General features: G+C 38.5%; 13 protein-coding genes, 2 tRNA genes and 3 rRNA genes. 15 read left to right on the top strand and 3 right to left on the bottom strand.

Annotated features, from left to right (window positions below):
• Positions 1 to 8 precede the first annotated feature (8 nt).
• The gene (locus CUN60_RS12795) at positions 9 to 776 is read left to right on the top strand and encodes a class I SAM-dependent methyltransferase (RefSeq protein ID WP_102952412.1); all 768 of its coding nucleotides are present in this window, start codon (positions 9 to 11) and stop codon (positions 774 to 776) included.
• Positions 773 to 1,729 carry a lysylphosphatidylglycerol synthase transmembrane domain-containing protein gene (locus CUN60_RS12790; RefSeq protein WP_102952411.1) on the top strand — a complete coding sequence of 319 codons (957 nt, stop codon included), beginning with the start codon at positions 773 to 775 and terminating at the stop codon, positions 1,727 to 1,729. Before CUN60_RS12795 ends, CUN60_RS12790 begins: the two co-directional genes overlap by 4 nt.
• Here CUN60_RS12790 and asnB (CUN60_RS12785) read toward each other — a convergent pair.
• A complete protein-coding gene (asnB, locus tag CUN60_RS12785) occupies positions 1,722 to 3,629 on the bottom strand; it encodes an asparagine synthase (glutamine-hydrolyzing) (protein WP_102952410.1) in 1,908 nt (635 codons plus the stop codon). The two genes, CUN60_RS12790 and asnB (CUN60_RS12785), sit on opposite strands and share 8 nt — an antisense overlap.
• 191 nt (positions 3,630 to 3,820) lie before the next feature.
• Here asnB (CUN60_RS12785) and CUN60_RS12780 point away from each other — a divergent pair, with 191 nt between their 5' ends.
• From CUN60_RS12780 to CUN60_RS12750, 7 genes are read left to right on the top strand one after another with little or no spacing between them, the layout of a single operon-like run.
• Entirely contained in the window at positions 3,821 to 4,963 is a 1,143-nt protein-coding gene (locus tag CUN60_RS12780; protein WP_102952409.1) for a glycosyltransferase family 4 protein, read from the top strand.
• A gap of 2 nt (positions 4,964 to 4,965) precedes the next feature.
• Positions 4,966 to 5,871 carry a class I SAM-dependent methyltransferase gene (locus tag CUN60_RS12775; RefSeq protein WP_102952408.1) on the top strand — a complete coding sequence of 302 codons (906 nt, stop codon included), beginning with the start codon at positions 4,966 to 4,968 and terminating at the stop codon, positions 5,869 to 5,871.
• On the top strand, positions 5,871 to 7,796 hold the full coding sequence (gene asnB, locus CUN60_RS12770; RefSeq protein WP_102952407.1) for an asparagine synthase (glutamine-hydrolyzing): 1,926 nt from the start codon (positions 5,871 to 5,873) through the stop codon (positions 7,794 to 7,796). Before CUN60_RS12775 ends, asnB (CUN60_RS12770) begins: the two co-directional genes overlap by 1 nt.
• Positions 7,796 to 8,785, top strand: a complete 990-nt coding sequence (locus tag CUN60_RS12765) for an SDR family oxidoreductase (RefSeq protein ID WP_102952406.1) — start codon at positions 7,796 to 7,798, stop codon at positions 8,783 to 8,785. Before asnB (CUN60_RS12770) ends, CUN60_RS12765 begins: the two co-directional genes overlap by 1 nt.
• Before the next feature lie 6 nt (positions 8,786 to 8,791).
• Positions 8,792 to 9,916 (top strand): glycosyltransferase family 4 protein, encoded by a 1,125-nt coding sequence (locus CUN60_RS12760; protein ID WP_158649428.1) that lies wholly within the window; start codon positions 8,792 to 8,794, stop codon positions 9,914 to 9,916.
• Positions 9,917 to 11,008 (top strand): MraY family glycosyltransferase, encoded by a 1,092-nt coding sequence (locus tag CUN60_RS12755; protein WP_102952404.1) that lies wholly within the window; start codon positions 9,917 to 9,919, stop codon positions 11,006 to 11,008.
• Between the two features lie 60 nt (positions 11,009 to 11,068).
• Entirely contained in the window at positions 11,069 to 11,947 is an 879-nt protein-coding gene (locus CUN60_RS12750) for a 2OG-Fe(II) oxygenase (protein ID WP_102952403.1), read from the top strand.
• Between the two features lie 83 nt (positions 11,948 to 12,030).
• Here the strand turns inward: CUN60_RS12750 and elbB are convergent, their stop codons facing one another.
• Together elbB and phbB are read right to left on the bottom strand one after the other, a co-directional pair.
• The gene (elbB, locus tag CUN60_RS12745; RefSeq protein ID WP_102952402.1) at positions 12,031 to 12,681 is read right to left on the bottom strand and encodes an isoprenoid biosynthesis glyoxalase ElbB; all 651 of its coding nucleotides are present in this window, start codon (positions 12,679 to 12,681) and stop codon (positions 12,031 to 12,033) included.
• Positions 12,682 to 12,796: 115 nt separating this feature from the next.
• Positions 12,797 to 13,531: a beta-ketoacyl-ACP reductase gene (phbB, locus tag CUN60_RS12740; RefSeq protein ID WP_102952401.1), complete on the bottom strand. Its 735-nt coding sequence runs from the start codon at positions 13,529 to 13,531 to the stop codon at positions 12,797 to 12,799.
• A 49-nt stretch (positions 13,532 to 13,580) separates the two neighbouring features.
• On the opposite strand from phbB, the gene CUN60_RS12735 reads away from it, so the two are divergent.
• The 6 genes from CUN60_RS12735 (at position 13,581) to rrf (ending at position 20,279) form a co-directional block, all read left to right on the top strand.
• Positions 13,581 to 14,339: a YdcF family protein gene (locus CUN60_RS12735; protein WP_102952400.1), complete on the top strand. Its 759-nt coding sequence runs from the start codon at positions 13,581 to 13,583 to the stop codon at positions 14,337 to 14,339.
• A 454-nt stretch (positions 14,340 to 14,793) separates the two neighbouring features.
• Positions 14,794 to 16,323: ribosomal RNA gene (locus CUN60_RS12730) — 16S ribosomal RNA — on the top strand.
• Between the two features lie 169 nt (positions 16,324 to 16,492).
• Positions 16,493 to 16,568: transfer RNA gene (locus tag CUN60_RS12725), tRNA-Ala, on the top strand.
• A 17-nt stretch (positions 16,569 to 16,585) separates the two neighbouring features.
• Positions 16,586 to 16,662: transfer RNA gene (locus CUN60_RS12720), tRNA-Ile, on the top strand.
• A 381-nt stretch (positions 16,663 to 17,043) separates the two neighbouring features.
• Positions 17,044 to 20,025 (top strand): 23S ribosomal RNA (locus CUN60_RS12715).
• Between the two features lie 139 nt (positions 20,026 to 20,164).
• A 5S ribosomal RNA gene (gene rrf / locus CUN60_RS12710) occupies positions 20,165 to 20,279 on the top strand.
• Together the 16S, 23S and 5S rRNA genes with 2 tRNA genes alongside form the textbook arrangement of a ribosomal RNA operon.
• The last annotated feature ends 262 nt before the right edge of the window (positions 20,280 to 20,541 follow it).

The raw sequence follows: 20,541 nt of genomic DNA, 5'->3' as shown, positions 1-20,541 counted from the left end.
TACTGAAAATGGGGATATTACATAAATTTTTGGCGCATCCTTTAACTAAAGGGCTGTCTGTAGATGATCCTATTACGACTGTAAAGCGCAGGGAAATAATCTATTCTAAAACCTTTTTAACTGCAATTTATAATGAATGGTATCATGAAATAAATAAGCGACTTCCGATTAAAGAGAGTATTTTGGAATTGGGGTCTGGAGCTGGATTCTTTTCTGAGCATGTTCAAGGATTAATAACTAGCGAAGTTTTTCGTATTCCTGGTGTACAAATTATTGCGGATGCCTGCTCTCTTCCATTTGCAGATGATTCACTTAATGCAATTGTAATGACTGATGTATTTCATCATATTCCTGATGTACATAGGTTCTTATCTGAAGCAGCTAGATGCATACGTCCAAATGGTAAAATAGTGATGATTGAGCCGTGGCGCACTACTTGGTCAGAGTTAATTTATAAGAGATTGCATTCGGAACCGTTTGTTGTTGATTCTGACGACTGGCAGATTCCTTCTTTCGGACCTTTATCTGGTGCTAATGGTGCGCTGCCATGGATAGTATTTGAAAGAGACCGTGCTGAATTTAAATCTTTGTATCCATTTTGGGATATTATTGATATTAAACTATTAATGCCTTTTAGCTATTTAGTTTCGGGAGGTGTTTCCATGAGAGGTCTAGTGCCTGGGTTTTTATACAAGTACATTCGTAAAATTGAAGCTTCACTTGATCAGAAAAAATGGGCAATGTTTGCTGTTATAGAATTGGAGCTTAAGCATTGAATTTAGGAAATAATAGACGTCAATTAAAGCTAATATTAGGGATTACTGTTAGTATTTTTTGTATAATTATTTCTTTACATGGCGTAGAATTTACAGATGTTGTGAAAGCCTTTAGTTCATTTAATATATATTATTGTTTATTTATCGCGGTGGCATTAATTCTTGGGGTAGTCTTAAGGTCACTACGTTGGTATTTAATTACGGGTTTATCGGAGATCTCTAGAAAGTCTTTTATAGAAGCAACAGTCTTGGGCGTATTCATTAATCTTATTTTACCTATTCGTATTGGTGAGGTCTTACGGATTATTTCGCTTTCTAGGAAAAGTAATAATAAATCTTGGATAAGTCTTCTTATTAGTTCTTTTATTGATCGGGTAATGGATTTATCTGTATTGTTGATTTCCATTATAGTCTTATACTTTAGTACTTCTATGAGCAAACTATTTGATTATCAACATTCTTATTTATTAGATATAGGTATAATACTTATATTATTGTTGCTAGTTTTTTTAATTTTCAGACGCTCGATATGCCAATTGGTTATTAGAATAATAAAACAATTATCTAATGGTTATGGGGTCAATCTAGACATTTTTCTAAGTACTTTAAAGCTTATATTATATAAAATAATTCAACTAAAGGCAGTTATTCAATTATTTATTGTTATGTTGAGCATCTTTATAGCTGACTACCTCTGTATGTATTTTATTTTCAAGGGGTTTCATTTATCCTTAGGTTTTTTTGCCCCTCTTCTCTTATGGGTATTTCTAGCTTTAGGTTCAATGCTTCCTTCTGCACCAGGATATGTTGGAATATATCAAGTTGCTACAGTATGGGTGTTATCTCTTTATGCTATTTCTGCTTCAATGAGTATTGCTATAGCTACTATTCTACAAATTATTACATTTACTGTTATTTCGATGTTTATGCTGTACCTCAGATTCTTTAGATAGTTACATCTGGATTGGCATCTATCCATGCTTGTAGCATTAGGATGTTCCATAGTGGGTAGCCCCATGATTCGCCAGATAAATGTTTAAGCCAACAGTTGCGAATAGGTTTTGGGTTTAGTAATCCTTGTTTGTTAAGGCGTGTTTCATCCAGTAAGCTTTCTGACCATTCACGAAGATCTTTTCGTAGCCAATCATCAATTGGAATACCAAAGCCCATCTTAGGGCGGTCGACAAGTTTCTTTGGTACTCGTTTAAATAGTAACTCTTTAAGAATCCATTTAGATTCTTTGCCTCTTAGTTTCATATCTTGAGGTATTTGCCATGCAAGCTCAACAACTCTATGATCTATCAGCGGAACTCTGGCTTCTAATGCAAATTTCATTGTGGCCCGATCTACCTTAGTTAGAATATCTTCTGGTAAATATGTTGTTGAGTCAATATATTGCATCCGATCTAGAAAGTTATCAAATTCTAGTTTTATCTTGTTTGACCATGCGCCAATTTCATGCTCTATCCCATTTATTACTAATTGACTAGGGTTTTGCCAATGACTTAATCTGCTTTTGTACAAGAAATCGTGATCTAATAGCATGTTACTTGTAAATTTAAGTATCTTATTTGATACTGCTGGGCTTAAATGTCTAATAATATTGGCACTATGATTGAATAAACCTTGAGTCCATCGGGGAAGATTAACTTTTTTAGGATGACCTTCTAAAGCAACTTTATAACGAGTATATCCAGCAAATAACTCATCCCCACCATCACCGGATAATGCAACAGATACATGTTGCTTAGTGAGTTTGCTTAAAGCAATTGTTGGTAGTTGGGAAGGGTCTGCAAAGGGTTCGTCATAGATAAATGGAATATCGGGAATTATATCTAATGCATAGTTTTTATCCAAGTATAATTCATGGTGAGTTGTTCCAAGGTATTTCGCTATCTCAGCAGCATAGCCTGCTTCATTATATGATTTTTCATGGAACCCAATTGAAAAAGTATTAATTCTGTTAGCTGACTGCTCTGTCATTAATGCAGTTACTAGTGTTGAGTCAATTCCGCCTGATAAGAAAGCGCCAACGGGAACATCTGAGACCATTCTTCGTTTTACTGCATCAGATAATAAAGAGTCCATTTGTAGCAGAATTTCTTGTTGGTTAGAGAAATTATCCCGTTTTTTAATAGAGGATGTAGCAATTAAATTTAAATCCCAGTATTTATGGATATCAATGTTACCATCTCGATCTATTTTTAGAATTGAACCTGGCTCTAATTTTTGAACACCTTCATAGATAGTATATGGAGCTGGTATGTAGCCATATCTTAAATAAGTTGCAACTGCATTTCGATCTATCTTCTTCTCCCACGTTGGAGATTTTTTTAGTGATTTTAGCTCAGACCCAAAAATAAGAACGCCATTATTGAAGCACCAATATAATGGTTTAATTCCCAAACGATCTCTGACGAGATATAATACTTGTTGTTCTATGTCATATAGAGCAAAAGCAAACATCCCAATCAGTCGACTAACCGTATTCTCAATACCAAACTCTGCACAAGATTCAACCAAAATCCTAGTGTCTGAAGAGCCTTTTACTGATCGATTCTTTGATATTAGGTCGGCACCAATTTCATTATGGGAATATATTTCACCATTGTAGACAATAATAAATCGGTCACAAGATGAGTGCATTGGTTGATGTCCCGTAGGAGATAAATCTCGAATAGACAACCTTCTATGTCCTAATGCAGTGGACTTATTCTGATTTATCCAAATCCCTGATGAGTCTGGACCTCTATGTTCAATTGCATCTGTCATTTCCTGAATAGTTTTTTGGACATCAAGATTTGTATGACTATCTAATTTTTCAGTAAAAAATATTCCGGCAATACCACACATATTAACTATATTTCTATTATTAAGAAGAATTATTATATCAGGTTACATAGGTTAAAAGAATACTTTACTTGAGTTTAACTAATAGGGTTTTAACGAATTGCAAAGATAATAAAAGCTATTATAATAGCTTGGAGATCTTCTCTTAGAGGATAGTGGTATAATTGAGTATAGTCAAGTTATGAGGTAACTTTATGCCTATTGTTTTAGATATTATTACTGGGCTAGGCGGCGGCGGGGCAGAGCGAGTACTTTATAATTTAATTACTCATTCTCAAGCAAACTGTTTTCAGCATATTGTGATATCCCTAACTGATATGGGCGAGTATGGCGAACCTCTAAAAGGTAGGGGTATAGAAGTTCATTGTTTATATTTAAATAAAAATCCAATATTGGGAATATATAAGTCATATAAATTAATTAAACTAATCTCACCAGATATTATCCAAACTTGGCTTTATCATGCAGACTTTCTAGGCTTAATAATCGGTAAGCTAGCAGGAATTAAGAATATTATCTGGAATATCCGGGCTTCAGTATTACCAAACAATAAAGGTTTTTATAAGACTAAATTTATCCGAAGGCTTTGTAGCGTATTATCTAGCCTACCCACAGCAATAATTTATTGCGCGGAGTCGGCAAGAAAAGAGCACGGTAGGATCGGATATAAAAATAAACAAGAAGTTGTTATAAATAATGGTTATGATTTAGATAAGTTCAAATACTGTGAATTAACCCGTAGAGAAAAACGCAAAAAATATAACATTTCTGAGAAGGATATTGTAATTGGCAATATTGGTCGGTTTGATTATACCAAGAATCACGAGCTACTTTTACACGCATTTGCAGAGGTAAAAAAATATATTTCATCATTTAAATTAGTGATAGTTGGTAGAGGTATTGATTCCAACAATGCCAAATTAATGGAATGGATTAAAGAGTATGCTTTAGAAGATAATATTTTATTGTTAGGGCACATTCCAGATGTAGAGCATTTATATCCAATGTTTGATATCTTAGTCTCAAGTAGTCGTGTAGAAGGGTTTCCTAATGTGATTGCAGAGGCGATGGCAAGCCAGATTCCTTGCATTGTAACTAATGCCGGGGATTCTGCGCATATAGTCGGAGATATTGGAATTATTGTGCCTATTGACTCTGTAACCGAATTATCTGCTGCTATTTTAAATATGTTAAACCAAAATAAAATTGAGCTATATCAAAAAGGTTTATGTGCCAGAAACAGGGTGGCGGATAATTTTAGCCTTACCACAATGGTAATAAAATATGAGAATCTATATCAACAAATTATTGATAAAAATCTTATTTTTGAGAAATAGTAATGATTAAATTTACAAAACAACCAGTACGAATATTAAAGGAATTTGGTAAGTCAATTTCATGCTTCAATATTCAGAAATTTAATATTGATGAAAAAACAGTTTATTCATTTGGTGAAGAATGGAATAAATTTAATAGCTTTACAGAAAAAGAGATTAGTGATATTGGTCAACAATATTTTGATATCTTACCTCCTGAAATAAATAAAGACTCGTTGGTACTGGATGTTGGTTGTGGTACTGGTCGTTGGTCAAAATATTTGTCTGATAAAGTTAAGTGGATTGACGCGGTTGATCCTAGCAATGCAGTTTTTGCTGCAGCAAAGCTTTTATCGGAGACTAATAATGTTAGAGTGAGCCAAGCAAGTGCCGATGATTTACCGTTTGAGAGTGGAACATTTGATCTTGTAATGAGTGTAGGAGTATTGCATCATATTCCAGATACGCAGCAAGCACTAGCTGATATTACAACCAAAGCAAAGCAAGGTGGTTTTGTCTATGTTTACCTATACTATGCACTTGATAACCGTGGGCAATTATTTAGGGTAATATTTAAATTAACCAATGCTATGAGGTTTTTTATATCAAAGTTGCCTAGCTTTATGAAAAAATTAGCTTGTGAAGTTATAGCGTTCTTGATTTATTTACCGCTAGTTGGGATATCTTATTTATTCAAAAGGATTTTTAAAAATAGTAAATTGTGGGAAAAAATTCCCTTATCCTTTTATGTTGGAACTTCTCTAAAAGTCATTCGTAATGATGCATTAGATAGGTTTGGTACACCATTAGAACAACGCTTTACCAAACAACAAGTAGTTGAGATGATGGAACAAGTTGGTTTGAGAGATATAACGGTATCCAATAATATGCCATATTGGCATGCAATTGGCAAGAGAGTAGATAATTAATGTGTGGTATAGCAGGTTTCATCGATAAAAATCCCAATTATGAATTTCAGTCTATCGCGACAAAAATGGGATCGTCAATTTGGCATCGTGGACCAGATGCATATGGTCATTGGATAGATAATAATTTTGGTGTAAATTTAATCCATCAGAGGCTATCTATTCTTGATTTATCGGATGCTGGCAAACAGCCAATGTTGTCTGATTCCGGGCGGTATATCATTACTTTCAATGGTGAAATATATAATCATAACAATCTAAGAAAAGAATATGAGCAACAATTTGGTAGTCATATTTGGCGTGGACACTCTGATACAGAAATAATACTTGCTTATTTCGATAGACTAGGTATAGAAGCTGCACTTGCAAAATTTGAAGGAATGTTTGCGATTGCGGTGTGGGATAAAGAGGAAAAAGCATTATGCCTAATCCGTGATCGGATAGGGGAAAAGCCACTATATTATGGCTATATCGAAGATACGTTTATTTTTGCTTCTGAATTAAAAGCTATCCGGGCTCATCCAAAATTTGTTGCAACTATTAACCATGATTCAATAGCACAATTATTACTACATAATTGCATTCCTGCACCACTTTCCATTTATAATGGAATTTATAAACTAGAACCAGGTCGCATGATTAAACTGGAGTATTCCCAATATCAAAGCCATACTCTGCCTAAGTCAAAACAATATTGGCAGTTATTATCATTTTTATCTATTCCATATAATGAAAGTTTTGCTACCTCTAGTGATAAACTCGAGTCGCTGCTATTATCTGTAATAGATCAGCAGATGATGGCGGATGTTCCGGTTGGTTGTTTCTTGTCTGGGGGAGTGGATTCTTCGCTAATAAGTGCATTAATGCAAAAGCAGGCTTCGAAGCCTATCGAAACCTTTAGTATTGGGTTTGATCATCCTGATTATAATGAAGCTCATTATGCTAAAGAGGTAGCACGTCATCTGGGAACTAGCCATAATGAATTATACGTTACAGATCAGGATGCATTGAATATTATTCTGGATATTCCGTTTATCTATGACGAACCATTTGCCGACTCTTCACAAATTCCAACTATACTAGTTTCCAAGTTAGCAAAATCAAAAGTAACTGTCGCACTTTCTGGTGATGGTGGCGATGAATTATTCGGTGGATATAATAGATATCTATTGGCTCAGAAATTATTTAATAAAGTAAGCCGGATTCCTAGTTTTTTGCGCCCTAAAACTGCACAATTACTGAACTTACTCAGCCCACAACTGGTTGGAAAGATCGAAAAACTTATAAAGTTTCCGGTAAGTAATTTATCTGATAAGCTTTATAAATTATCCGGAGCGTTTAAGGCAAAAACTTTTGATGATTTATATTTAGTTATCCTTGCTCATTGGCTTGACCCATCAATTGTTATGAAAACCAATATTTCAGCTAATAGCCTGTGGCTAAAAGATAATGATATTCGTGATAATCTATTAAAGATGCAGTACCTTGATGCTGTAGGATATTTACCTGATGATATTATGACCAAAGTTGATCGGGCAGCTATGTCAGTTAGCTTGGAGACCCGAGCACCGCTTTTAAATCATAAAATAGTTGAGTTTGCATTTACGTTGCCAGAAAAATATAAAATAAATAATGGTGTAAGTAAATGTATCCTTCGTGATATACTTTATCGACATGTTCCAAAAGAGCTTATCGAGCGCCCCAAAAAAGGGTTTGGTATTCCGATAAATCAATGGTTAAGAAGCGAACTAAAAGACTGGGCTGGTGATTTACTCAATCCTGCAAAAATTAACTCTCAGGGAATATTTAATGGTCAGGTTATCAATCAAAAGTTAACAGATCATTTAGCCGGAAAAGCAAATAATGGATACTATTTGTGGGATATTTTAATGTTTCAGCAATGGAACGAATACTATAAGGTTGTATAATGAAGCTAGATGTAAAGAAAAAATGGCTTATTACTGGCGTTGCTGGGTTTATTGGCTCAAACTTGCTTGAATATCTATTACAGAATAACCAACAGATTGTTGGTGTGGATAATTTTTCTACTGGATTTCAGCGTAACCTAGATGAGGTAAAAGATCTAGTTGGTGATACAAAATGGCAGAATTTTACTTTTGTTGAAGGCGATTTATGTAATTTTGACATTTGTAATAAAGCATGTGATGGTATTGATGTGGTTCTTCACCAAGCGGCCTTAGGCAGTGTTCCTCGCTCAATAGCCGACCCGGTACGGTCACATGCTAATAATACCACTGCAATAGTTAATATGTTAAAAGCGGCAGTAGATAATAAAGTAAAGCGCTTTGTTTACGCATCAAGTAGCTCAGTTTACGGTGACCATCCAGATTTGCCAAAGCAGGAAGATAAAATAGGGAATCAATTATCTCCGTATGCAGTAACCAAATATTGCTGCGAATTATACGCTCAGGTATTTGCAAAAACCTATGGAATCGAAACTATCGGTTTGCGTTACTTTAATGTATTTGGACGTAGGCAAGATCCTGATGGTGCATATGCTGCAGTTATACCTTTGTGGTTTAAGGCAATAATGCAGAATGATGCACCTTTTATCAACGGTGATGGCGAAACTAGCCGCGATTTTTGCTATATTGATAATGTAGTACAGGCAAATATTCTTGCCGGAATTACCGAAAATAATCTTGCGCTAAATCGAGTTTATAATGTAGCCTATGGTGACCGAACTACATTAAATCAGCTTTTTAATTATCTAAAATCGATTATTGCGCCTAACTCCACTTTGCAACCAATTTACCGTGATTTTCGTTCTGGCGATGTTCGTCATTCTTTAGCAGATATTTCTGCCGCTAGGGGTGGGCTTGGTTATGATCCGCAGTATAAATTGACAGATGGACTTAACCTTGCAGTTAAATGGTATCAAGAGTTTTTAAAATAATTGTTTGTGAAAAAAATAATTTTTATAGATAATACTGCCCATCATGTCTATGGGCAACTTCATTTGATGAAGTATTTTCTTCAGCTTGGCTATGAGGTAATTGTTGCTATTCCAATGGATAGTTTGTTTGTGGATAAACTAAAGCATGAGGACATTAAAATTCTCAATTTTAATGTGGATAGTAAAAGCATTAATCCATTAAAAGATTGTGTTTTATTTTTACGTTACCTCAAATTATTTTATTCTGTAAAGCCAGAATTGATTTGTAGCTTTACAATAAAGCCAAACTTATATGGCTCATTAGCTGCAAAATTTCTGGGGTTACCTATTGTAGCTAATGTTACTGGCTTAGGTTACGTTTTTATTCGAGATTCTTTTGTAAGTAAAGTTGCATTAAAATTATATCGGTTTTGTTTCAAATTTACTGATTTCATCTTTTGTCAGAATCATGATGATTTGGAAGCCTTAATTAAACATAGGATTTTATCGAATAAAAATAAGGTTGGGCTATTACCCGGTTCAGGGGTAAATCTTAAGAAATTTCCATATGTCGGGATACACTCTTCTGGGAATATACAGTTTATGTATTCTGGGCGATTATTGTGGGATAAGGGTATTCGGGAGTTAATTTCTGCTTTTAGAATAGTTAGACAAAAATACCCATTTACGAAATTAATCTTCATTGGTAATTATTTTCCATCTAATCCAGCAGCCATTTCTCCTGAGATTATTCAAGGGTGGCAAAAAGAGGGGCTTATTGAATATAAAGGAATGGTTGATAATGTTTTTGATGTAATGAAAGATATTGATTGTGTTATACTTCCTTCATATCGTGAAGGGATGCCACGTAGTCTGCTTGAGGCTTCAAGTATAGGAAAACCAATTATTACTGTTGATAGTGTAGGGTGTAAAGACGTAGTTGAAGATGGAATCACTGGATATATGGCAAAAGTAGCTGATGTAGAAACTCTTGTTATCGCCATGTCTAAATTTATTGAATTACCTTTCGACAAGAAGCTTGAAATGGGTAAAAATGGTCGAGCCAAAATGGAAAGGGAGTTTGATCAGCAAATAGTCATTGATAAATATGTGCAAGTAGTAAATAATTTGCTTGGAAGGTTGGTAGATTAAATGTTTACCCTATTATTTTCATTATTCATTTCGTTGATAATGGTAAAGTTAATCTTATTTACCAATGATGTTCATTATCATTTATCGCATGATCATGATCTGGTTGGGGTGCAAAAGTATCATCAGATTCCAGTCCCGAGAGTTGGTGGTATGGCAATCTTTGTTGCATTCTTACTATCAACTTTACTAATAAATAATATGGGATCAGAATGGAGTCGATTTATTTCTGGTGTAGCGGTATCAGTATTTTTTATATTTTTGGGTGGAATCACCGAAGATTTAACTAAAGATTTTGGTCCATTCAAGCGTGTTGCTTTTATGAGCTTGGGGACTTTTATTGCCATATTTGCTGTTAACGTATTGCCAGTTATTTATAACTTAGGGATTCCATCAGTTGATTCACAGTTAAAAACCTATTTTTTTACCTGTTTATTGCTTACGGTTTTGTTGGTAGTTGGCGTTACCAATTCATTTAATCTTATTGATGGATATCATGGTATTTCTTCATTTTGTGGAATGATAGGGTTAATTACTATTGCTGTAATAGCCTATAAATTAGGTTGTATAGAGGTTTATTATACTTCTCTAACTATGGTTGGAGCGATTCTAGGCTTTTTCATATATAATTACCCGCGTGGCAAATTATTTTTAGGTGATGGTGGTGCTTATCTAATTGGATTTTCAATTGCAGTATTAGGTATTTATTTGAGCCAAAAATATCATGATAAGTTTAAACCATTATCACTACTACTGATAGTTTCTTATCCCGTGATAGAGGTTTTATTTACCATTTATCGAAGGCGATTAGTGAAAAAAGTGCATGCAATGAGACCAGACCAAATGCATCTTCATCAATTAATTTATCATCGTTGTTTACCCCTTTCGCTTGGAAATAAAAGAAATTGCCGAGTTTTGCCTAGAATCCTTCCATTTATTGTTCCCCAATCATTATTGGCGATTTTCTTTAATAATCAATTCTACATTGTAGTGATTGGATTAATTCTGTCTGTGTTTATATACATATATTCTTATATTGCTCTTATAAAATTTAGAACTCCTTGGTGGTTATTCTCAAGGAAAAATAAACAATAAAAACAATAATAAAATTAATGTTATAATAGCTTGTTAAAATTTTAAGTGAGATAGTGAATTATGCAACAAATAGCTTTACCACAAGAGTGGCTAAACTGGATAAAAGAAAACATTTCCCGTGGTTGTGATATAAATATGCTAACCAATATCATGGTAGGCAAAGGCTATGCGCCGTCGCTGGCGATTCAGGCGATTACCATGATCAAGGAAGGCAAGGATGTTACTTCGGTATCAAATAATATTGCCGGAGCGATGATGGGTGGTGAGCGGGTAGATTATACTTATGAAACACCGCGAGTGCCGCTAAATACTAATTATATCGATACTTCTGATAAGCGTGTCTACATCGGCATGAAGATGGAAAAGCCGACCATCATGACTTTTGATAATTTGATGTCGCCAGAAGAGTGTGATGAATTGGTTAAACGTTCATCCGGAAGAATGCAGCAATCTAGAGTGGTTGACGATGCTACAGGCAAAGAATCCTTACATAAAGATCGCACTAGCGAAGGAACTTTCTTCAAGTTTATGGAAGATGATTTTATTGCCATGCTTGACCGTCGGATTGCTGAAGTAATGCATTGGCCAGCTGAAAATGGTGAAGGTATCCAGATCCTTCATTATCGTCCAGGTGGTGAGTATAAAGCGCATTTTGACTATTTCCCATACGATGTGGCTGGTAGTCAGCGTCATTTGGCAACAGGTGGGCAGCGCGTATCGACTTTGGTTATGTATCTTAATGATGTAGAGCAGGGTGGGGAAACTACTTTCCCGGATATCGGTGTTTCAGTAGTGCCAAAAAAAGGTTCGGCAGTTTATTTTGAATATTGCAATAGCAAAGGTCAAGTTGATAAGCTAACTCTTCATGCTGGTAATCCAGTTGTCAAAGGTGAAAAGTGGATTTGTACCAAGTGGATGCGGCAGAATAAATATAACTAATTAATTTAGCAGATTGCGTACATTACACCCAGCTTATTATAATAACTAGTGGCTTTATGTACGCAATTAACTGAGATGGTAGCTTAGCTCAATTCTACCACTTTTTTTACAAGCTTATTAATCCCTGTATATGCTTCAAGTATATTGTTTGCTAGCATGTACGCTGGTGTAGTTATTATCTTGTAAGCTTCATCAATACAAATTTCATCTACTTTACAGTTATGATGAATAGCACCACGGCTAGTTAATAATTCTGCTGTATCCTTATCCGTTCCTATGCTTAGATTTACTGGGAAAGAATATATTGCTGGTATCATTGCTGGAGCGATACAAATAAATCCGACGGGTTTTTTATTTTCGGTAAACTTGCGGCAGATATTTGCTACAACTGGATTTACGCTATAATTTTGCCCCTTTGTTGCCAGATCAAACAGGTTATATGCGGTACCATTTCCACCGGGTATAATTAGTGCATCATATTCATTAATATCTATTGTTTCTAAATTTGCTACATCTCCACGGGCAATCCTTGCTGATTCTATCAACATATTCCTTGATTCTGAAGTTGTTTCATTGTTTAGATGGTTAGTAACATGATCTTGCTCTTTATCAAGGCTAAAACATTTATATTCAGCATTGCATTCGGCAATTGATAGCAAGGTTAATACCGATTCATGTATTTCTGAACCATCCATCCGTCCACAACCTGCAAGTATTACAGCGATTTTTTTCATGGCTAATCCTTTTGGTTAATATCATATAACAAACTCAATTAGATTGAGTATATAATAAAAGGTACTGTATGATAGCAGTACCTTTGAATTTATTCAATTATTCTGAACAAATTTATTACATCATGTGTTGACCACCATTAATTGCTAGTTCAGCACCAGTCATGAAGCCAGCTAAATCTGATGCAAGATAATCTACAAGTGCTGCAATTTCCTCTGGTTTACCAAGACGGTTTACTGGAATTCCAGCAATAATTTTGTTACGTACTTCTTCAGGAACTGCCATAACCATCTCAGTCGCGATGTATCCTGGTGCAATTGTGTTAACAGTTACACCTTTTTTCGCAACTTCCTGAGCAATAGCCATTGTAAAGCCATGCACACCAGCTTTAGCTGCAGAATAGTTGGCTTGACCAAACTGACCTTTTTGACCATTAATTGAAGAAATATTGATTACACGGCCAAAACCTTTTTCAACCATATCGTCAAGAACCTGTTTTGTTGTATTAAATACGCTATCCAGATTAGTTCTTAAAACTGCATTCCAATGATCTGGAGTCATTTTCTTAAATGTTGCATCCCGTGTTATACCAGCATTGTTAACTAGTACATCAATATTTCCTACTTCAGCTTTAATTTTGCTAAAGCATTCTACTGTAGAATTCCAGTCTGAAACATCGCATTTGTATGCTTTAAAGTCATAACCCGCAGCTTTAGTTTTTTCTAACCAAGCTTTAGCTTTTTCTTCGTTGGTGTAAGTTGTAACAACAGTATGCCCGCTTTTTGCCAAAGCTTCGCACATAGCTGTACCCAAACCACCCATTCCACCAGTTACTAATGCAATTTTCGCCATTCCGGGCTCCTTTAAGATAAAATATTGGAAAATTTTTAACTTGGACGATATGATTACAATCCTTTTACATAGATTGCTACAAAGTTTTTTATTGCCACCGTTAAATTCGCTGATTATTATACTACTTGGAGCCTTTTTTTTCAAGCCACAAAAGCGAATTGGCAAGATTATAATTCTTCTTGGCTGTTTCTCATTATATATTCAATCTACACCGTATTTTGCTTACCAGTTAAACCGGGTAATTGCGCCAGCTACCATCAAGCCATCTTCACTTAAGCATGTGCAGGCTATAGTACTGCTTGGCGGCGGGGTAAATAATAATGCAAATGAGTATAGCGTAAATGCGATTTCTAGCCCAGATACTTTTGTTAGGATCAGATATGCAGCGTATTTAGCCAAAAAGAATCCAGATCTACCAATTTTTGTCTCAGGTGGTGCAATTGATACAAAAGATTCTGAAGCTAGTTTAATGAAAAAAGCATTGATAGATGAATTTGATGTTGAGAACCAGATTTATCTAGAGCCTGATTCAAAAACAACTAGCGAAAATGCAAAATATACATCCAGATTGCTTCAGCAGTATGGTATCTCAAGAGTAGTACTTGTTACTTCTGCTAGTCATATGCAACGTGCCAAAGCACTATTTGAGAAAAGTGGAATTAATGTAATAGCTGCACCAACAGGATTTTATTCTTTGGGTTATTCCAGCTTACCTGTTCTGTGGTTTATTCCTTCTGCCTTGGCGTTATCAACTACTTCTGCTGTTCTTCATGAAATATATGGGTATTTATATGATATAGTACTATAGTTATGGCTAAATGCTAACTTGCTACTATAGTTTTTACGTCTTTTCTTTACTTATTTAATCTAGTATTCATTTTTTGTAAATAATTATAATTATACTTATCTCACTGATTAGTTCAGGAAAAACGAGGAATTATTTACTTTAAATGCTTCATTTGTTGAAATCCTCCTAGAAAAACATTTGACAATGATGTGTTTGCTGTGTGATAATACTGATCTCGCGAATGAAGACGTGAGTTAAAAAAGAGAAACAAAACAGATCTTTAACAAGATAAACAATCAATAAATGTGAGGCATCTAGCTATAGAAAAGGTAGTGCCGTGGAGTGGGTTATTAAATAATCTGTTTCATGGTGTTACAAAAAAATAGCAGATGTCTAACGGGAAACCAAAGACGTCAAGCGAGTGTGTTCGTGTATGAATGCACTATAAAAAGAGTAGACTATAAGTCTAGGATTAAAACAAAAGAGTTTGATCCTGGCTCAGATTGAACGCTGGCGGCGTGCTTTACACATGCAAGTCGAGCGGCAGCACGACCTTCGGGTTGGTGGCGAGCGGCGAACGGGTGAGTAATACATCGGAACGTACCTTTTAGTGGGGGATAACGCATCGAAAGATGTGCTAATACCGCATAATCTCTGAGGAGGAAAGGCGGGGACCTTCGGGCCTGTCGCTGAAAGAGCGGCCGATGGCTGATTAGCTAGTTGGTAGGGTAAAGGCCTACCAAGGCGATGATCAGTAGCTGTTCTGAGAGGAAGATCAGCCACACTGGGACTGAGACACGGCCCAGACTCCTACGGGAGGCAGCAGTGGGGAATTTTGGACAATGGGGGCAACCCTGATCCAGCAACGCCGCGTGAATGAAGAAGGCCTTCGGGTTGTAAAGTTCTTTTGTCAGGGAGCAAAGGGTGGGTGCTAATACCATCTATCGCTGAGAGTACCTGAAGAATAAGCACCGGCTAACTACGTGCCAGCAGCCGCGGTAATACGTAGGGTGCAAGCGTTAATCGGAATTACTGGGCGTAAAGCGTGCGCAGGCGGATGATTAAGTTAGGAGTGAAATCCCCGGGCTCAACCTGGGAACTGCTTTTAAGACTGGTCATCTAGAGTTTGTCAGAGGGGGGTGGAATTCCAAGTGTAGCAGTGAAATGCGTAGAGATTTGGAGGAACACCGATGGCGAAGGCAGCCCCCTGGGATAAAACTGACGCTCATGCACGAAAGCGTGGGTAGCAAACAGGATTAGATACCCTGGTAGTCCACGCCCTAAACGATGTTTACTTGCTGTTGGGGGCAACCTTAGTAGCGAAGCTAACGCGAGAAGTAAACCGCCTGGGGAGTACGGTCGCAAGATTAAAACTCAAAGGAATTGACGGGGACCCGCACAAGCGGTGGATGATGTGGATTAATTCGATGCAACGCGAAAAACCTTACCTGCTCTTGACATGTACGGAAGATTTCAGAGATGAGATTGTGCCTTCGGGAACCGTAACACAGGTGCTGCATGGCTGTCGTCAGCTCGTGTCGTGAGATGTTGTCTTAAGTGACGCAACGAGCGCAACCCTTGTCACTAGTTGCCATCATTAAGTTGGGCACTTTAGTGAGACTGCCGGAGCTAATCCGGAGGAAGGTGGGGATGACGTCAAGTCCTCATGGCCCTTATGAGCAGGGCTTCACACGTCATACAATGGTAAGTACAGAGGGAAGCAAAGCGGCGACGTGGAGCAAATCTCATAAAACTTATCGTAGTCCGGATCGTAGTCTGCAACTCGACTACGTGAAGTCGGAATCGCTAGTAATCGCAGATCAGCATGCTGCGGTGAATACGTTCCCGGGTCTTGTACACACCGCCCGTCACACCATGGGAGTGGAGGATACCAGAAGTAGTTAGGCTAACCGCAAGGGGGCCGATTACCACGGTATGTTTCATGACTGGGGTGAAGTCGTAACAAGGTAGCAGTAGGGGAACCTGCGGCTGGATCACCTCCTTTCTAGAGAATGGTTGGATGCCTCACATTTATTGGTTGTTTATAGTAGTTAAGATTAGAAGTACTGGGTAGAAATACAGAGTATAAAAAATGCGAGTAATGCGCGGAGCGAAATTGCAAAGTTTAGTGATCTAAATGAGCAATTGAGCGACAAAGTAGTACGAAGACATTTGGGGGATTAGCTCAGCTGGGAGAGCACCTGCTTTGCAAGCAGGGGGTCGTCGGTTCGATCCCGTCATCCTCCACCAGGTATAGGTGAGATAACGGGTTTGTAGCTCAGTTGGTTAGAGCACACGCTTGATAAGCGTGGGGTCGGAGGTTCAAGTCCTCCCAGACCCACCAAGACAGAGTGTCTAATGTAGATGAGATTAAGATTAAGTCATTTATGTTAAGTACTTTGGTACTAAGATCTTTAACAAGATGGATAGAGTTAGATATTAAAAATTTACCAACGCGTATATTTATAAAAATCTGGCAATGATTTGAAAGAGTTATTGACAGTATCTGACTAAGCAGCAATGTTTAGGAAGAGTAAAGGATATGCGGGTAGATTGCATATGTAAAAAACTTAAGCAAAAAGAAACTCATACAGTAAAAAATAAATCTTAGAGGTTTGGAAACGAATCTTTGAGAATCAGCAGTTTACTTGAAATTTCTATGTTGTATTAACTAAGTTGACAAAGTTAGCTAATTAATACGATAAGAAGACTATTAAAATAATAGAGTCAAGTGACTAAGTGCATGTGGTGGATGCCTTGGCGATTACAGGCGAAGAAGGACGTAGTAGCTTGCGATAAGCTGCGGGGAGTCGGCAAACAGACTTTGATCCGCAGATTTCCGAATGGGGAAACCCAACCAGCAATGGTTATCCCGCAAGGGAAGCGAACCCGGAGAACTGAAACATCTAAGTACCCGGAGGAAAAGAAATCAACCGAGATTCCGAAAGTAGTGGCGAGCGAAATCGGAGGAGCCGTATAGTGTTATAGTGACGAGATAGGAGAAATACCTGGGAAGGTATGCCATAGTGGGTGATAGCCCCGTATCTGAAATCCGACATTAAGAACTAAGCTATAGAGAAGTAGGGCGGGACACGAGAAATCCTGTTTGAAGATGGGGGGACCATCCTCCAAGGCTAAATACTCGTAATCGACCGATAGTGAACCAGTACCGTGAGGGAAAGGCGAAAAGAACCCCGGGAGGGGAGTGAAATAGAACCTGAAACTGCATGCATACAAACAGTGGGAGCCCCAGCTTAAAGCACCTTGTAGTTCTTTCAATGAGCAAGTGAAACTTGCGAATTAAAAGACCAACAAAAGTGAAATAGCTGGAAACAGATAAAAGCCTGAATAAAGATCAGGGTGTTTTAAGCTGGGGTGACTGCGTACCTTTTGTATAATGGGTCAGCGACTTACATTCAGTAGCAAGCTTAACCGAGTAGGGGAGGCGTAGGGAAACCGAGTCTTAATAGGGCGATAGTTGCTGGGTGTAGACCCGAAACCGGGTGAGCTATCCATGGCCAGGATGAAGGTGCAGTAACATGCACTGGAGGTCCGAACCGACTAATGTTGCAAAATTAGCGGATGAGCTGTGGATAGGGGTGAAAGGCTAAACAAACCCGGAGATAGCTGGTTCTCCTCGAAAACTATTTAGGTAGTGCCTCGTGGTTGATACTTCTTGGGGTAGAGCACTGTTATGGCTAGGGGGTTATTGCAACTTACCAAACCATGGCAAACTCCGAATACGAGAAAGTAATACACGGGAGACAGACATCTGGTGCTAACGTCAGGTGTCAAAAGGGAAACAACCCAGACCGCCAGCTAAGGTCCCAAATGATCAATTAAGTGGTAAACGATGTGGGAAGGCATAGACAGCTAGGATGTTGGCTTAGAAGCAGCCATCATTTAAAGAAAGCGTAATAGCTCACTAGTCAAGTCGTCCTGCGCGGAAGATGTAACGGGGCTAAATTGATAACCGAAGCTGCGGATTCACAGTAATGTGAGTGGTAGAGGAGCGTTCTGTAGGCCGATGAAGGTGTGTTGAAAAGCATGCTGGAGGTATCAGAAGTGCGAATGCTGACATGAGTAGCGTTAAAGCGGGTGAAAAGCCCGCTCGCCGAAAGTCCAAGGATTCCTACGCAACGTTAATCGGCGTAGGGTGAGTCGGCCCCTAAGGTGAGGCAGAGATGCGTAGCTGATGGGAAACAGGTTAATATTCCTGTACCGATGTATAGTGCGATGGGGGACGGAGAAAGTTAGGCCAGCCAACTGTTGGAATAGTTGGTTTAAGCATGTAGGTGGGGAAGTTAGGCAAATCCGGCTTTCTAACACTGAGGTGTGATGACGATTACCTACGGGTAAGAAGTGGTTGATACTAAGCTTCCAGGAAAAGCCTCTAAGCTTCAGCTGTACACGACCGTACCGCAAACCGACACTGGTGGACGAGATGAGTATTCTAAGGCGCTTGAGAGAACTCTGGAGAAGGAACTCGGCAAATTAGCACCGTAACTTCGGGAGAAGGTGCGCCCCGATGATGTGTAGGAATTTACTTCCGAAGCAGTAAGGGGTTGCAGTGAAATGGTGGCTGAGACTGTTTATTAAAAACACAGCACTCTGCAAACACGAAAGTGGACGTATAGGGTGTGACGCCTGCCCGGTGCTGGAAGATTAAATGATGGGGTGCAAGCTCTTGATTGAAGTCCCAGTAAACGGCGGCCGTAACTATAACGGTCCTAAGGTAGCGAAATTCCTTGTCGGGTAAGTTCCGACCCGCACGAATGGCGTAACGATGGCCACACTGTCTCCTCCAGAGACTCAGCGAAGTTGAAATGTTTGTGAAGATGCAATCTCCCCGCGGCTAGACGGAAAGACCCCATGCACCTTTACTGCAGCTTTGCATTGGACTTTGACCATATTTGTGTAGGATAGGTGGGAGGCTTTGAAGTTGTGACGCTAGTCACAATGGAGCCGACGTTGAAATACCACCCTGATATGTTTGAGGTTCTAACCTAGGTGTAACAGCACCGGGGACAGTACATGGTAGGCAGTTTGACTGGGGCGGTCTCCTCCCAAAGAGTAACGGAGGAGTACGAAGGTAACCTTATCACGGACGGAAATCGTGAGGAAAGTGCAATGGCAAAAGGTTGCTTGACTGCGAGACTGACAAGTCGAGCAGGTGCGAAAGCAGGTCATAGTGATCCGGTGGTTCTGAATGGAAGGGCCATCGCTCAACGGATAAAAGGTACGCTGGGGATAACAGGCTGATACCGCCCAAGAGTTCACATCGACGGCGGTGTTTGGCACCTCGATGTCGGCTCATCTCATCCTGGGGCTGTAGTCGGTCCCAAGGGTATGGCTGTTCGCCATTTAAAGAGGTACGTGAGCTGGGTTTAAAACGTCGTGAGACAGTTTGGTCCCTATCTGCCGTGGGCGTTGGAGATTTGAGGGGGGCTGCTCCTAGTACGAGAGGACCGGAGTGGACACACCTCTGGTGTACCGGTTGTGACGCCAGTCGCATTGCCGGGTAGCTAAGTGTGGAAGAGATAACCGCTGAAAGCATCTAAGTGGGAAACTTGCCTCGAGATAAGATCTCCCTTGTGCCGTGAGCACACTGAAGGGTCGTTGAAGACTACAACGTTGATAGGTCGGGTGTGGAAGCGCAGTAATGTGTTAAGCTAACCGATACTAATTGCCCGAGAGGCTTGACTCTATTATTTTAGTAGTTTTAGTAAAATGCTGAGATAAGTGTGAGAAAAGCTTAAGTAAATAAACATAGTTAATATCAAAACAAAATCCATCTGTTAAACCGAATTTGCATAGTTCTTAATAAAGAACGTGCAAAAGAATTGCTTGGTGACAATAGAGACCTGGAACCACTCCTTCCCATCTCGAACAGGACAGTGAAACGGGTGATCGCCGATGATAGTGTGGGGTATACCATGCGAAAGTAGGACATTGCCAAGCTCCCAACAAGACAAAGACCCGGATAATACCGGGTCTTTACATTTGTGGAGCCGAAATAGTTAATAGTATACAATACGGCAACACAATAGTGTAAGCTGGGTAGCTCACACCTACCATGCTTCTTCAATCTGATTGAGTATAAGCATTGACACATCGTACATTGGACTTACGACAATTTCAATTAGCAACAAATTAGCTACAAAACAATCAAAAAGTTCATATCTCCCTCCATAACCTCCTGACCTTTGGTCAGGATCTTGTT

Origin of the sequence: Aquella oligotrophica (assembly GCF_002892535.1) — a bacterium.
GTDB classification, from domain to species: Bacteria; Pseudomonadota; Gammaproteobacteria; order Burkholderiales; family UBA11063; genus Aquella; species Aquella oligotrophica.
The sequence above is the reverse complement of the archived record's forward strand: the minus strand, read 5'-3'. Positions and strand labels throughout refer to the sequence as shown.